We start from the raw sequence: 14,076 nt of genomic DNA, 5'->3' as shown, positions 1-14,076 counted from the left end.
GTTCACAACCTAGCGGACGACCACCGGTGGCCCGGCGGCGAAGGGCGACGAGTCACTCGGCGTGCGGCGACGCCGCCACCTCGGTGCCGTCCGGCAGCGTCGAGATCACGAAGTCGGCGAACACGTTCGGCGCGACGCCCTTGAGCTGACGCAGGCACTCCACGGCAAGCTCGCGGATCTCCACGTCGGCGTGCTCGGTGGCGCGCATCTTGACGAAGTGCCGCCAGGCGCGGTAGTTGCCGGTCACCACGATCCGGGTCTCGGTCGCGTTCGGCAGCACCGCCCGGGCCGCCTGCCGGGCCTGCTTGCGGCGCAGCGTCGGGTTGGGCTCGTCGGTGAAGCGGGCCTCCAGGCCCTCCAGCAGATCGGTGTACGCCCGCACCGCCGCCTCGGACGCCTCGACGAACTTCTTGTGCAGCTCAGGGTCCTCGGCGATCACCGCCGGCTCGACCATCGCCGCGTCCCGCTCCGGCACGTAGCGCTGGGAGAGCTGCGAGTAGGAGAAGTGCCGGTGCCGGATCAGCTCGTGGGTGAACGACCGGGAGACGCCGCTGAAGTAGAAGCTCACCGAACCGTGCTCCAGCACGCTCAGGTGGCCGACGTCGAGGATGTGCGCCAGGTAGCCGGCGTTCGTCGCGGTGGCCGGGTTCGGCTTCTTCCAGCTCTGGTAGCAGGCCCGACCGGCGAACTCGGCGAGCGCCTGCCCGCCGTCGGCGTCGGTCGACCACGGCACCTCGTCCGGCGCCTGGAACTGGGTCCACGCGATCAGTTTGACCTGGGGCTGCACCATCTCCGGCATGCCGAGGACTGTAGTTGGCCCGGCCCCCGGCGCGGAAATCGGGCACGCGGCCGACCAGCCGGCGCACGCTATCCCGCCGCGGGTGGCCCGTGGCCGGGCGGCCTGGGCCCGGTGGCCGGAGGGCCCGGCGGCCGGTGGCCGGGGTGCGCGGTGGCCGGGGTGCCCGGTGGCCGGCTCGGCGAAGTAGCGGTATCCGGTCGGCGGGGATGCCGCCACTCCACCGAGCTGGCGTCGATCAGTGACCGAAAGCCGCAGTCCACTCCTCTCCCTCCCAGATCTCGACCGGAGCCGTCGACCTGAACCGTGCTGCCACCAACCCCAACGGCCCCCACCCCGGCCGTCCCGGGGCGTAGATCAAGGAGTTCGCGTCAAAGCACACGCCGACGCCGCACCCCCGGTGCCGCACAGGAGCCTGGCGATCATGAAGTTGGCGGTGGAGAGAGCGCTCTTTTTGACGTCAACCTCATGGTCAACGGCTAGGGCCCCTCCGCGCTCGACCGCCGTCCACTTCTGCGCCGCACATGCCGGAAGCGAGAGGTCTGACCGGGTGAATGGGCTGGTCGGCTCCGCCCGTTCGCAAAGGAAGGGTAGGCGGCGATTTTCGGTCAAAGATCGACGCCAGCTCGGCGAAGTGGCGGCATCCTTGCCAGCCGGATACGGCCACTTCGCCGAGCTGGCGTCCGGCTACCCGGCCACCGCGCCACCCGACCACCCGGCCGAAACGACGTCGAGTTCGCGACAGCACCGACGACTCAGCTCTAAAGGGCGCTCGGCAGCAGGTCATCCGCCGACCGGGCGCCGGGGCAGCCGCGTCGGTGAGCGGTCAGACGTAGAGCGAGGGGAACGGCGCCCAGGGCAGGTTGCGGACCACCGAGAAGGCCACCCAGGCAGCCAGGAAGCCGCCGATCACCTTCGGGCTGAACTGCGGCTCCGGCAGCCTCCAGCCGAATGCCCGATTGCCGGCCCAGGCGACGAAGAGCCAGGCCAGGAACGGCAACGCGAAGACGAAGAGGAAGTGGTGCCGGGCCGCCGCCGGCAGGTCGCCGTGCAACACGTACCACAGCGCGCGGGTGCCGCCGCAGCCCGGACAGTCCAGCCCGGTCGTGAGCTTGAGCAGGCAGGTCGGCCGGGCGTCCGGGTCACTTACGGTGGGATCGCTGATCAGCGCGTACGCCATGCCGAGGCCGACGCAGCCCAGCGCGGCCAGCGGCACCGCCCAGCGCGGGGCGCGCGCGTGCAGGCGCAGGACCATCCGGGTGAACCGGTCGGGCTCGACCGGCTGGTAGGCCACCCCGGCCGGCCACGCCGCCCCGGCCCCCTCACCGTGCCCGTGCAGCTCGGCCTGCCCGTGCAGCTCGGCGTGAGCGGACGGCCCGGCGTGTCCGTGCGGCTCGACGTGCGTGGGCGGACCGCCGTGCGGGGACGGCTCGACGTGCGGGGACGGACCGGCGTGTGGGAACGGCTCGACGTGCGGGGACGGACCGGCGTGTGGGAACGGCTCGACGTGCGTGGACGGCTCCCGGTAAGGGTCGGGCGCGGTGGCGGGCCGGTCAACGCTTGTCACGCGCTCACCGTACACCGGCCACGCCCACCAGCGCGGCGGCCAGCGGTGCGGCCAGATCGCCGGCGGCCGGTGGGGCGACCGCGTCCAGGCCGAGCCAACCGGCGAGCCGGTAGAGCTCGGCGGCGAGCGCCACCGCGGTCTCCCCCGGGTCGGCGCCCGGCTCGACCCAGGCGGCCGGCACCAGCAGCACGCCGGCCTTCCGGTCGGCTTTCAGGTCGACCCGGGCGGTGAAGCGCTCGCCCTGCCGGAACGGCAGCACGTAGTAGCCGTGCACCCGCTGCGGCGCCGGCACGTAGATCTCGATGCGGTAGGTGAAGCCGAAGAGCCGCTCGGCCCGGGCCCGCTCCCAGACCAGCGGGTCGAACGGGCTGACCAGGGTGTTGCCCCGGACCCAGCGGGGCAGCCGGGCCTCGGCGTGCAGGTAGGCCGGCAGTCGCCAGCCCGGCACCGTCACCGGGATCAGCTCGCCCGCCTCGACCAGCTCGGCGACCGCCGCCCGGGCGCCCGCCACCGGCAGCCGGAAGTAGTCACGCAGCTCCGGCTCGGCGGCGACGCCGAGCGACCGGGCCGCGATCGCCACGAGCGTACGGTGCGCCTGCGCGTCGGTCGGGGTGGGCGCGTCCAGCACGGCCGCCGGCAGCACCCGCTCGGGCAGGTCGTAGCGGCGGGCGAACGAGGTGGTGCGGTCCGCCGCGGTGACCTCGCCGGCCCAGAAGAGGAACTCCAGCGCCCGCTTCACGGTCGACCAGTTCCAGCCCCAGTTGCCGGTCTCGCGGGGGGCGTCGTGCTCGATCTCGGCCGCGGTGAGCGGGCCGCGGGCGGCCACCTCGTCGCGCACCCACGCCACCAGCCCGGGCTGCTCCTGGGCGATCCGGCGCATCCCGCCCCAGGCGTCGTCGCGCGCCTTGGCCATCCGCCAGCGCAGCGCCGGGTGCAGCTCGACCGGGACCAGCGACGCCTCGTGCGCCCAGTATTCGAACAGCTCACGGGGCCGGCGGTAGGCCGCGGTGTCGAGCAGGGCGGTCGGGTAGGGCCCGAGCCGGCTGTAGAGCGGCAGGTAGTGCGCGCGTTGCAGCACGTTCACCGAGTCCATCTGGATCAGCCCGACCCGGTCGAGCACCCGGCGCAGGTGGCGGCGGGTGGGCACGCCGGTGGGCGCCGGGTCGGCGAAGCCCTGGGCGGCCAGGGCGACCCGGCGGGCCTGGGCGAGGGAGAGCGAATCCGGTACGGCCATCGCGGCGACCCTAATCCAACCCACCGACACGACGATTCCCGGTCGCCGCGCGGCGCCGGACGCGCCGAGCGGGAATTGTCGTCGGGTGCGGCGGCTGGACCGGTCGCCCGTCCGGGCATACAACTACACAGGTGCCCACCATCCGCCGGGAGGAACCGGACGACGCCGAGGCGATCGCCCGGGTGCACGTCCACGGGTGGCGGGCCGGGTATGCCGGGATCATGCCGGAGGAGGTGCTGCGCCGGTTGAACCCGGCCGCCTGGGCGCAGCGCCGCCGCGACCTCGGCACCGCCGACCCGGAGCACCCGTTCACCACGCTCGTCGCCGAGGACGACGGCGTGGTCACCGGCTTCACCACGTTCGGGCCGTACCGGAACAACCAGGACCGCGGCGACCTCGACCCGGCGAACGGCGAGTTGGTGGCCATCTATCTGGAGCCGGCGCGCTGGGGTTCGGGCACCGGCCCGGCGCTGCTCGCGGCGGCCCGGGCCGGCCTCGCCGAGCGGGGCTGGCGCGAGTATCGGCTCTGGGTGCTCGCCGACAACGCGCGGGCCCGCCGTTTCTACGAGCGGGCCGGGCACTCACCGGACGGGGAGGAGACCGCCTATCCGGTGCCGCTGCACGGCGGGCGCGCCCCGGTCCTGCTCCGCGAGCTGCGTTACACCGCCCGGCTCGACGGCTGACCCGGCCGGACCCGCCGATCCGGCCGGCCCGCCGCCGCCGGTCGGTGTCGCCCAGCGGCGGATCGGCAGGCCGAGCAGCAGCGCCAGGCTGATCCAGACGTAGGTGTTGCTGCCGAGGAAGCCGTCCACGCCGGTGAAGTCCTTCTCCCAGGACCAGACGATCCGGCTGCACAGCAGCGCGTACCCGATCAGCGCGGCGGCCAGCAGCACGCGGCGGCGGCGCCCCCGGGCGGGCGCCGCCATGCCGTTGTCGACGAGCAGGATCAGGCCCGGCAGCAGCCAGACCAGGTGGTGCACCCAGGTCACCGGGCTGACCAGGCACATCACCGCGCCGGTCAGGGCCAGGCCGGTGGCCTCGTCGCCGGCGGCCGCCGCGCGCCGGCACCGCCAACCCCAGATCACGAGCGTCACGAGTACGAGCAGCAGCCAGGCGACCGTGCTCGGGTGCTCCGGGTCGAGCCGGGCCACCACGCCGCGCAGCGACTGGTTGGAGACGAACGCCAGCTCACCGACCCGGTCGGTGTTCCACAGCGCCTCGGTCCAGAACTCCCGGGACGCGTCCGGAAAGAGGCCGGCGGCGACGAGCGTGGCGACGGCGGCCGAGCCGACCGCGGTGGCGGCGGCCCGCCAGCGACCGGTGACCAGCAGGTAGACGACGAAGATGCCGGGGGTCAGCTTGATCGCGGTGGCCAGGCCGATGCCCACGCCGGCCCAGCGGTTGCCGGCCGGCAGCAGCCGCAGCAGGTCCACCGCCACCAGGAACAGCAGCAGCATGTTGACCTGACCGAAGTTGACCGTCTCGCGCATCGGCTCGTACGCGGCGGCCAGGCAGAGCGCGACCGCGAGGGCGAACCACCGGGTCCAGCCGGAGCGGCGGGCGACCGGGTCCAGCAGCCACCAGATCACCACGGCGCTCACCACCACCGTCGCCGCCACGCTCACCACGATCGCCGCGCCCCACGGCAGGTACGCCATCGGCAGCATGACGAGCGCCGCGAACGGCGGGTAGGTGAAGCCGTACTGGGTGCCGGCCTTCAGGAAGTCGTAGATCTCCCCGCCGTCACGCGCCCAGTAGGTGAGCGCGCCGTAGTAGACCCGCAGGTCGAAGAAGCCGTGCCGGACGGCCGCCACGGCGAGGAACACGGTGACCGCCGCGGCGAGCGCCGCCACGGCGACGACCTGCGCGGCCGTGCGGCCGGCACCCTGCGCCACCGTCACCCTCCTCGCCCTGCGTAGGCTCACGTGCCATGGCTGCAGGCTACGTCCGCCCCGCGCGTCCCGAGGACATCGCCGAGATCGCACGCATCCAGCTCGCGACCTGGCGGGTCGCGTACCGCCGGATCCTGCCCCGACACGTGCTCGACAACCTGGACGAGGCGTACCTCGCCCGGCGGTGGGGCGCGGCGGTGCAGGAGCCGCCCTCGGGCGCGCACCGGGTGCTTGTCGCCGTCGAACAGGCGGCGCAATCCTATCTGGTGGGGTTCGCCGCCTCCGGTCCGGCCGACGCCGAGGCGCTGGCCCCCGGCGAGCCGGCCGACGCGCTCACCCCGGGCCTGGCGGCGGTGACCGACCTGCTTGTCGAGCCGCGCTGGGGTCGGCGCGGGCACGGCAGCCGGCTGCTCGCCGCCGCGGTCGAGCACTGGCGCGACGACGGGTTCACCCGGGCGGTGGCGTGGGCGTTCGACGCGGACGCGGCGACCCGGGCGTTCCTCGGCTCGACCGGCTGGGAGCCGGACGGCGCGACCCGGGCGCTCGACGTGGACGACATGCTGGTCCCCCAGCTCCGCCTGCACGTCGCCGTCCCGGCGGCGGTTCAGCCCTCGTCCCAGCCCCCGGGTTAACCGCCGCACCCTTGAGCGCGTTGATCATGAAGTTAGCGGCATGTGCGATCTCCGTCATCGCCGCCAACTTCATGATCGGCGAGACGGGCGGCCGGATCGCCCCTCGGGGGTGGGGGTGGGGGCGGGGTGGGGAGTTCGGCGACCAGTTCCTCGTCCTCCATGGCGCCCGTAGGGTGGAAGCCCAGGGACGAGTACAGGGCGACGGCCGCGGTGTTGTCCGGGTGGTAGCTCAGGCGGACCGGGTGACCCGCCTGCGCCAGGTGTCCGGCGAGCGTGCGTACGGTGGCCCGGCCCACGCCCCGGCCCTGCTCGGCGGCGTCGATCACCATGCCGCCGATCCAGCGCGAGCCGTCGTCGTCCACGCCCCACATGACGTGCCCCACCACGGTCTCGTCGGCGTACACGGCGAGCGATTTCCAGACGTCCGAGTGCGTGGTGAGCAGCAGGTAACGGGCGGCCAGGGCCGGCACGAAGCCGCGCTGGTCGTCGCGCGGGGCCACGTCGGCCACCGGCCGCCAGTTGTCGTCGCCCACCGGGCGCAGGGTCACCCGGCGACCGAGGCGGTCGCGCTCCCCAGAATCGATCATGACCGTCAGCCTAGGATCCGGGCCCACCCCTCGACCGCCTATTTTCGTCGAGCCACGGCGGCAGGCGTGTTAAGCGGGGGCCCCTGCTATGCAGAAAGCGTTAAGCGGGGGCCCCTCCTTACGTTGGGCCTCAGGAGAGCAGGGCGTCCAGGCCGACGGTCAGACCCGGCCGGCGGCCGACCTCGCGCACCGCCAGCAGCACCCCGGGCATGAACGAGGCCCGGTCGTACGAGTCGTGCCGGATGGTGAGCGTCTCGCCGGTGGTGCCGAACAGCACCTCCTGGTGGGCGACCAGGCCGGTGGCGCGGACCGCGTGCACGCGTACCCCGTCGATGTCGGCGCCGCGGGCGCCGGCCACCTCGTCGCGGGTGGCGTCCGGCGCGGGGCCGAGACCCGCCTCGGCGCGGGCCGCCGCGATCAGCCGCGCGGTGTGGGTGGCGGTGCCGCTCGGCGCGTCCAGCTTGCGCGGGTGGTGCTGCTCGACGATCTCGACCGACTCGAAGTGCCGGGCCGCGCGGGCGGCGAACTGCATCATCAGCACCGCGCCGATGCCGAAGTTGGGGGCGATCACCACGCCCACCTCGGGCCGGTCGGCCAGCCACTCGCGCACCTGGTCGAGCCGCTGCCCGGTGAAGCCGGTGGTGCCCACCACCGCGTGGATGCCCCGCTCCACGCACCAGCGCAGGTTGTCCATCACCGCGTCGGGGGTGGTGAAGTCGACGACCACGCCGGCGCCGGCGTCGGCCACCGCGGTCAGGTCGTCGCCCTGGTCGACGGCGGCGACCAGCTCCAGGTCGGACGCACCGTCGACGGCCTTGCAGACCTCCATGCCCATCCGGCCCCGGGCACCCAGCACGCCGACCCGGGCCGCGTTCCTCTGCTCCTCAGTCACGGGCCACAACCTATCCCAGCCGGGGCGGTGCGCTGCGCCGGTCCGGCTCAGGCGGTGAAGGCGCCGGAGTCGAACGGGCCGACCACGGCCAGCGACATCGGCCGACCGAGCAGCTCGGCGGCGAGGGCGTTCACGTCCGCCAGGGTCACCGCGTCCACCCGGGCCAGCAGCTCGTCCACCGGCATCAGGTTGCCGTACAGCAGCTCGCCCTTGGCCAGCCGGCTCATCCGGGACCCGGTGTCCTCCAGCCCGAGCACGAAGGAACCCTTGCTCATCCCCTTGCCCCGGGCCAGCTCGGCCTCGGTGACGCCCTCGGCCGTCACCCGCGCCAGCTCGGCCCGGGTCAGGTCCAGCACCTCGTCGACCTTGCCGGGCGCGCAGCCGGCATAGACGGCGAACACGCCGCTGTCGGCGTACTGGCTGGCGTAGGAGTAGACCGAGTACGCGAGGCCGCGCTGCTCCCGGATCTCCTGGAACAGCCGGCTGGACATGCCGCCGCCGAGCACGTTGTTGAGCACGCCGAGCGCGAATCGCCGGTCGTCGGTGCGGTCGATCGCCGGGCAGCCCAGCAGGACGTGCGCCTGCTCGGTCTCCTTCGGCTCGACGAGTGTGGTGGCCGGCTGCGTGCGTACCGCCGGGGTCCTCGGGCGGTGCGGCGCCGGCACGGCCGGGTCGGCGTCCAGCGGGGTGCCCCGCAGCGCCTGCCGGACCAGCTTGACCACGGCGGCGTGGTCGAGGTTGCCGGCGGCGGCGATCACGATCCGCGGCGCGGTGTAGCGGCTGCGGTAGAAGCCCTGGATCTGCCGCCGGGTCATCGGCGTGACCGTCTCCTCGGTGCCGGAGATGAGCCGGCCCAGCGGGTGGTCGCCGTAGACCGCGCGGGCGAACAGATCGTGCACCTCGTCGCCGGGCTCGTCGTCGTGCATGGCGATCTCTTCGAGGATGACGCCGCGCTCGGTCTCCACGTCGGCGGCGGCCAGCACCGAGTCGGCGACCGCGTCGCACATCACGTCGATGGCCAGCGGTAGGTCCTCGTCCAGCACGCGGGCGTAGTAGCAGGTGTATTCCTTCGTGGTGAAGGCGTTCGTCTCGCCGCCCACCGCCTCGATCTCGGCCGAGATCTCCATCGCGGTGCGCTTCTTCGTGCCCTTGAAGAGCAGGTGCTCCAGGAAGTGCGCGGCGCCGGCCTGCGGCCCGGTCTCGTCCCGCGAGCCGACCGCCACCCAGATGCCGAACGAGACGCTGCGCATCGCCGGGATCGCCTCGGTGAGCACCCGCAGGCCGCTGGGGAGCACGGTGCGGCGGACGGTGCCGCCGAGCGGGTCGTCGCTGAGGGTGCGGGTGACCGCCCGTGCCGGGGAGGACGAACTCACGACTTACCTGCTCTCCGTGCCGCGAAGGGGTGGATGACGAACGGCTCCAGCCCGCCGAGCGCGGCCTGGAGCCGTGTGCCGGCCCGGGCGACGGGTACGTCGCCCGGGCCGGTCGGTCGATCAGCTGTGCCGGGTCCGGCGACGCGGGCGGTCGCCGCCCTCGCCACCCTCCGGGCGGCGCTCGCCACCGCGGTCACCGCCGCGGTCGCCCCGGTCACGCGGACCACGGTCGCCACCGCGGCCGGCCGGACGCTCGCCGCCGGCGGCCTCACCGGCGGCCGGCGCCTCGGCGCCCTCCGGGCGGACCTTGTCCAGGTAGATCTTGCCGCGCGCGTCGACGTCGGCGATCTCCACCTCGACCTTGTCGCCGACGTTGAGGAAGTCCTCGACCTTGTCGACCCGCTTGCCGTCGCCCACCTTGGAGATGTGCAGCAGGCCGTCGCGGCCCGGGAGCAGCGAGATGAAGGCGCCGAACGCGGCGGTCTTCACCACGGTGCCGAGGAACCGGTCGCCGACCTTCGGCAGCGTCGGGTTGGCGATGCCGTTGATCCGCTCGACCGCGGCCTGCGCGGACGGGCCGTTCGTCGCGCCGACGTAGATGGTGCCGTCGTCCTCGATGGAGATCTCGGCGCCGGTCTCGTCCTGGATCGCGTTGATGGTCTGACCCTTCGGGCCGATCACCATGCCGATCTTGTCGACCGGGATCTTGACGGTGGTCACCCGCGGCGCGTAGTCGCTCATCGCGGCCGGGGCCTCGATCGCCGACTGCATCACGTCGAGGATGGTCTGCCGGGCCTCGTGCGCCTGCTGGAGCGCGGCGGCAAGCACGTCCGACGGGATGCCGTCCAGCTTGGTGTCGAGCTGGAGCGCGGTGACGAACTCCCGGGTGCCGGCGACCTTGAAGTCCATGTCACCGAACGCGTCCTCGGCGCCGAGGATGTCGGTGAGCGTGACGTATTGCGTCTTGCCGTCGACCTCGTCGGAGATGAGGCCCATGGCGATGCCGGCGACCGGCGCCTTCAGCGGCACACCGGCCGAGAGCAGGCCCAGCGTCGAGGCGCAGACCGAACCCATCGAGGTGGAGCCGTTGGAGCCGAGCGCCTCGGAGACCTGCCGGATGGCGTACGGGAACTCCTCGCGCGACGGCAGCACCGGGATCAGCGCCCGCTCGGCGAGCGCGCCGTGGCCGATCTCGCGCCGCTTCGGCGAGCCGACCCGGCCGGTCTCACCGGTGGAGTACGGCGGGAAGTTGTAGTTGTGCATGTAGCGCTTGCGGTTCTCCGGGGACAGCGTGTCCACCATCTGCTCCATGCGCAGCATGTTCAGCGTGGTGACGCCCAGGATCTGGGTCTCGCCGCGCTCGAACAGCGCCGAGCCGTGCACCCGCGGCAGCACGCCGACCTCGGCGGTCAGCGGACGGATGTCGCGCGGGCCGCGGCCGTCGATGCGGACCTGCTCGCGCAGCACCCGGTTGCGGACCTCGGACTTGGTGAGCGAGCGGAACGCGGCGGACAGCTCCTTCTCGCGGCCCTCGAAGCGGCCGGTCAGCTCCTCGGCGACCTTGGCCTTGATCCGGTCCAGGGCCTCCTCGCGGTCGGCCTTGCCGGCGATCTTGAGCGCCTCGGTGACGTCGGCGCGGGCCACGTCGGCCACCGCGTCGTACGCGTCGTCGGAGTAGTCCAGGAAGATCGGGAACTCGGCGACCGGCTTGGCGGCCACCTCGGCCAGCTCGCTCTGCGCCCGGCACAGCTCGCGGATGGCCGGCTTGGCGGCCTCCAGGCCGCTGGCCACGATCTCCTCGGTCGGCGCGGTGGCGCCGCCGGAGATCAGGGTCACCGCGTTCGGGGTGGCCTCGGCCTCGACCATCATGATCGCGACCTCGCCGTCGGCCAGGGTGCGGCCGGCCACGACCATGTCGAAGGTGGCCCGGGCCAGCTCCTCCAGGGTCGGGAAGGCGACCCACTGGCCGTCCACGTGCGCGACCCGGGTCGCCCCGATCGGGCCGGAGAACGGCAGGCCGGAGAGCTTGGTCGACATCGAGGCGGCGTTGATGGCCACCACGTCGTACGGGTGCAGCGGGTCGAGCGCGAGGATGGTCTCGACGACCTGGACCTCGTTGCGCAGGCCCTTGACGAACGACGGGCGCAGCGGCCGGTCGATCAGCCGGCAGGTGAGGATGGCGTCCTCGCTGGGTCGGCCCTCGCGGCGGAAGAACGAGCCGGGGATCCGGCCCGCGGCGTACATCCGCTCCTCGACGTCGACGGTCAGCGGGAAGAAGTCGAACGACTCGCGCGGCTGCTTCCCGGCCGTGGTGGCGGAGAGGACGACCGTCTCGCCGAGCTGGGCGACGACGGAGCCGGCGGCCTGCCGGGCCAGCCGGCCGGTGGAGAAGGTGATCTCACGGGTGCCGAAGGACCCGTTGTCGATCACGGCGGTGCGGGATTCGGTGCCGAGGTTGGTCTCGGTCATGTGCTGTGGTGCTCCTTCGCGTCGTCGGCCGACGACACGGGAACTGCTCAGGCGGCCGGTCTTCGATCGAAGCGCCCGGGGGCCGGCTCGTCTGCCGGGGTTCCCGGGGGCCACTACCGGAGACCGGTGCTGACCGGCTCCCTCTCGGGTCGTCGCGGCCGGGTTTCTCGGTGGTACCGGAACGGGGGAGCAGCCGAGCGGCCACTCCCCCGTCAGGTCATCGACGCAGGCCGAGCCGCTCGATGAGCGACCGGTAGCGGTTGATGTCCTTCTTCTGGACGTAGTTGAGCAGCCGCCGGCGCCGGCCGACCAGCAGCAGCAGCCCACGGCGGCTGTGGTGGTCGTGCTTGTGCACCTTCAGGTGCTCGGTGAGCTCGGCGATCCGCTTGGTCAGGACCGCGACCTGCACCTCCGGCGAACCGGTGTCGCCGTCGGCGGTCGCGTACTCCTGGCGGATCTTGGCTTTGGCTTCCTGGTCGAGCGCCATGTTCTCCCTGTTTCGTGGGTGGTTCGATGAGGTCCGTCGGAGCGGTCGTGGTGACCGGTGCGACGGACCGGTTCCTCGCACCCGCGGCGTCGTGCAGGCACGCGAGGCCCCCGTCGGTCAGCCGACGTCACCCGTCAGCCTACCAGCCCCGGCCCGGGGCGGCCGGCGCGCGGTCAGGACACCGCCCGGCGGGTACGCTCCACGTCCTCGGCGATCTGGGCGACAAGCGGCTCGATCGCGTCGTACGTCAGTTGCCCACGCAGGTGTGCCACGAAGTCCAGGGCCAGCCGCTCGCCGTACAGGTCACCGGTGAAGTCCAGCGCGTACGCCTCGACCCGGCGCTCCCGCCCGGAGAACGTCGGGTTCGTGCCGATCGACACCGCCGCGGCGAGGGGGTCGCCGCCCCGGCGCACCAGCCGGGCCGCGTACACGCCGTCGGCAGGCACCGCCGCGTACCTGTGGGTCAACAGGTTGGCGGTGGGGTAACCCAGCTCACGCCCGCGCTGGTCGCCGCGGACCACCACGCCCTCGACCCGGTGCGGTCGGCCGAGCGCCGCCGCCGCCGCCCGCACGTCACCCGCGTCGACGCAGGACCGGATGTACGTGGACGAGAAGACGGTGCCCGCCTCGGCGACCAGCGGGGCGCCCTCCACGCCGAAGCCGAACGTGCGGCCCAGGCGCTCCAGCAGCGCCACGTCACCGGCCGCCCGGTGCCCGAACCGGAAGTTGTCGCCGACCACCACGAGCGCGGCGTGCAGGTGCTCGACCAGGATGTCGTGCACGAACGCCTCGGCCGGCAGCCGGGAGAACTCGGCGGTGAACGGCACCACGCAGAGCACGTCCACGCCGAGCGCCTCGATCAGCTCCGCCTTGCGGGCCGGCTCGGTGAGCACCGCCGGGTGCGAGCCGGGGCGTACCACCTCGGCCGGGTGCGGGTCGAACGTCACCACCACCGACCGGACGCCCAACTCCCGGGCGCGGGCCACGGCGTGGCCGATGGTGGCCTGGTGCCCCTGGTGCACCCCGTCGAAGACGCCGATGGTGACCACCGAGCGCCCCCAACCGCCGGGCGTCGCCTCGTACCCCCGCCACCGCTGCATGCCGCTCCTCCCCTGTCCGCCCGCCCGGTCCCGGCCGGGGCCCTGCCGCCCGCGCCGTCAGGCCGGGGCCAGGACGATCTCCGCGCGGGCCCGCCCGTCCCGCTCGCTGACGATAGCGATCAGCCCGCCCGCCGGCCCGAATACCGCGTACGGCCCGGCGATGCCGGCCGGGTCCAGCGGCCCACCGTGGGAGAGCGTGCGCGCCTCCTCGACGGTGGCGTCCCGACGCGGGAAGAACCGCTGCGCGGCGGCGTCGAGCGGCAGGTTCACCACCTCCGGCGCGCGCTCCTCCAACTGCGCCAGGGTGGCCGCCTCGGCCAGGTCGAAGCCGCCGACGGCGGTGCGGCGCAGCGCGGTGAGGTGGCCGCCGACCCCGAGCGCCAGGCCCGCGTCCCGGGCGACGGCCCGGATGTACGTCCCGGACGAGCAGGTCACGTCCACGTCCACGTCCACCACGTCCGGGGTGTCCCGGCGGATCGCCCGCACGTCCAGCTTGGCGATGGTGACCCGGCGGGCGGGCAACTCGACGCTCTCCCCGTCCCGGACCCGCTTGTACGCCCGCTCGCCGTTGATCTTGATGGCGCTGACCGCGCTGGGCACCTGGTCGATCTCGCCGGTGAGCGCCGCCAGCGCGGCGCGTACCGCGTCGTCGGTGACCATGCCGGCCGGCGTGCTCGCGACCACGTCACCCTCGGCGTCGTCGGTGACCGTGGCCTGCCCCAGCCGGATCGTCGCCGCGTAGCTCTTGCCGGCGCCGATCACGTAGGTGAGCAGCCGGGTCGCCCGACCCACCCCGATCACCAGCACGCCGGTGGCCATCGGGTCCAGCGTGCCGCCGTGCCCCACCCGGCGGGTCCGGGCCAGCCGCCGGATGCGGGCCACCACGTCGTGCGACGTCATGCCGCCGGGCTTGTCGACCACGATCAGACCGTCTGCGCTCACGACCGCCAAGCCTGCCAGACGGCGACGATCAGCCCGGCCGGGGGATACCGTCCCGCTCACCCGACCTGTCAAGATCATGCGCCCTCGTCCCGCCCCGCTTGGGAA

General features: G+C 73.5%; 13 protein-coding genes. 2 read left to right on the top strand and 11 right to left on the bottom strand.

The window, feature by feature from the left end:
- Positions 1-52 precede the first annotated feature (52 nt).
- The 3 genes from thyX to O7613_RS02685 form a co-directional block, all read right to left on the bottom strand.
- The gene (thyX, locus tag O7613_RS02695) at positions 53-790 is read right to left on the bottom strand and encodes an FAD-dependent thymidylate synthase (RefSeq protein WP_281590443.1); all 738 of its coding nucleotides are present in this window, start codon (positions 788-790) and stop codon (positions 53-55) included.
- Between the two features lie 832 nt (positions 791-1,622).
- Positions 1,623-2,363 (bottom strand): DUF2752 domain-containing protein, encoded by a 741-nt coding sequence (locus O7613_RS02690; protein ID WP_281584368.1) that lies wholly within the window; start codon positions 2,361-2,363, stop codon positions 1,623-1,625.
- A gap of 4 nt (positions 2,364-2,367) precedes the next feature.
- Complete coding sequence (locus tag O7613_RS02685) at positions 2,368-3,597, bottom strand: crosslink repair DNA glycosylase YcaQ family protein (protein WP_282291874.1); 1,230 nt, start codon at positions 3,595-3,597, stop codon at positions 2,368-2,370.
- A 131-nt stretch (positions 3,598-3,728) separates the two neighbouring features.
- On the opposite strand from O7613_RS02685, the gene O7613_RS02680 reads away from it, so the two are divergent.
- On the top strand, positions 3,729-4,280 hold the full coding sequence (locus O7613_RS02680; RefSeq protein WP_282291872.1) for a GNAT family N-acetyltransferase: 552 nt from the start codon (positions 3,729-3,731) through the stop codon (positions 4,278-4,280).
- Here the strand turns inward: O7613_RS02680 and O7613_RS02675 are convergent.
- Positions 4,179-5,492: a glycosyltransferase family 87 protein gene (locus O7613_RS02675; protein WP_282291870.1), complete on the bottom strand. Its 1,314-nt coding sequence runs from the start codon at positions 5,490-5,492 to the stop codon at positions 4,179-4,181. The genes O7613_RS02680 and O7613_RS02675 overlap by 102 nt on opposite strands.
- A 35-nt stretch (positions 5,493-5,527) precedes the next feature.
- On the opposite strand from O7613_RS02675, the gene O7613_RS02670 reads away from it, so the two are divergent.
- Positions 5,528-6,121: a GNAT family N-acetyltransferase gene (locus tag O7613_RS02670; RefSeq protein ID WP_282291869.1), complete on the top strand. Its 594-nt coding sequence runs from the start codon at positions 5,528-5,530 to the stop codon at positions 6,119-6,121.
- A 32-nt stretch (positions 6,122-6,153) separates the two neighbouring features.
- Here O7613_RS02670 and O7613_RS02665 read toward each other — a convergent pair whose 3' ends face one another.
- The 7 genes from O7613_RS02665 to truB all read right to left on the bottom strand — a co-directional run bounded on the left by O7613_RS02665 (position 6,154) and on the right by truB (position 14,049).
- Positions 6,154-6,708, bottom strand: a complete 555-nt coding sequence (locus O7613_RS02665; protein ID WP_282291867.1) for a GNAT family N-acetyltransferase — start codon at positions 6,706-6,708, stop codon at positions 6,154-6,156.
- A gap of 130 nt (positions 6,709-6,838) precedes the next feature.
- On the bottom strand, positions 6,839-7,600 hold the full coding sequence (gene dapB / locus O7613_RS02660) for a 4-hydroxy-tetrahydrodipicolinate reductase (protein ID WP_282291865.1): 762 nt from the start codon (positions 7,598-7,600) through the stop codon (positions 6,839-6,841).
- Positions 7,601-7,647: 47 nt separating this feature from the next.
- On the bottom strand, positions 7,648-8,973 hold the full coding sequence (locus O7613_RS02655) for a pitrilysin family protein (RefSeq protein WP_281584375.1): 1,326 nt from the start codon (positions 8,971-8,973) through the stop codon (positions 7,648-7,650).
- Positions 8,974-9,093: 120 nt separating this feature from the next.
- A complete protein-coding gene (locus O7613_RS02650) occupies positions 9,094-11,442 on the bottom strand; it encodes a polyribonucleotide nucleotidyltransferase (RefSeq protein ID WP_281584376.1) in 2,349 nt (782 codons plus the stop codon).
- A 217-nt stretch (positions 11,443-11,659) separates the two neighbouring features.
- On the bottom strand, positions 11,660-11,929 hold the full coding sequence (gene rpsO / locus O7613_RS02645) for a 30S ribosomal protein S15 (RefSeq protein WP_281584377.1): 270 nt from the start codon (positions 11,927-11,929) through the stop codon (positions 11,660-11,662).
- A 173-nt stretch (positions 11,930-12,102) separates the two neighbouring features.
- On the bottom strand, positions 12,103-13,029 hold the full coding sequence (locus tag O7613_RS02640) for a bifunctional riboflavin kinase/FAD synthetase (protein ID WP_281584378.1): 927 nt from the start codon (positions 13,027-13,029) through the stop codon (positions 12,103-12,105).
- 57 nt (positions 13,030-13,086) lie between these two features.
- On the bottom strand, positions 13,087-14,049 hold the full coding sequence (gene truB / locus O7613_RS02635) for a tRNA pseudouridine(55) synthase TruB (protein WP_282291864.1): 963 nt from the start codon (positions 14,047-14,049) through the stop codon (positions 13,087-13,089).
- Positions 14,050-14,076: the final 27 nt, after the last annotated feature.

This window comes from Micromonospora sp. WMMD975 (genome assembly GCF_029581215.1).
Classification (GTDB): domain Bacteria; phylum Actinomycetota; class Actinomycetes; order Mycobacteriales; family Micromonosporaceae; genus Micromonospora.
This window is presented reverse-complemented; position numbering and strand designations above follow the sequence as displayed.

What these genes read in the sequence shown, in the direction of transcription:
- O7613_RS02665 (WP_282291867.1), bottom strand. Translation starts at nt 6,708, where the DNA reads ATGATCGATTCTGGGGAGCGCGACCGCCTCGGTCGCCGGGTGACCCTG.
- thyX (WP_281590443.1), bottom strand. Translation starts at nt 790, where the DNA reads ATGGTGCAGCCCCAGGTCAAACTGATCGCGTGGACCCAGTTCCAGGCG.
- O7613_RS02640 (WP_281584378.1), bottom strand. Translation starts at nt 13,029, where the DNA reads ATGCAGCGGTGGCGGGGGTACGAGGCGACGCCCGGCGGTTGGGGGCGC.
- rpsO (WP_281584377.1), bottom strand. Translation starts at nt 11,929, where the DNA reads ATGGCGCTCGACCAGGAAGCCAAAGCCAAGATCCGCCAGGAGTACGCG.
- O7613_RS02670 (WP_282291869.1), top strand. Translation starts at nt 5,528, where the DNA reads ATGGCTGCAGGCTACGTCCGCCCCGCGCGTCCCGAGGACATCGCCGAG.
- O7613_RS02650 (WP_281584376.1), bottom strand. Translation starts at nt 11,442, where the DNA reads ATGACCGAGACCAACCTCGGCACCGAATCCCGCACCGCCGTGATCGAC.
- truB (WP_282291864.1), bottom strand. Translation starts at nt 14,049, where the DNA reads ATGATCTTGACAGGTCGGGTGAGCGGGACGGTATCCCCCGGCCGGGCT.
- O7613_RS02685 (WP_282291874.1), bottom strand. Translation starts at nt 3,597, where the DNA reads ATGGCCGTACCGGATTCGCTCTCCCTCGCCCAGGCCCGCCGGGTCGCC.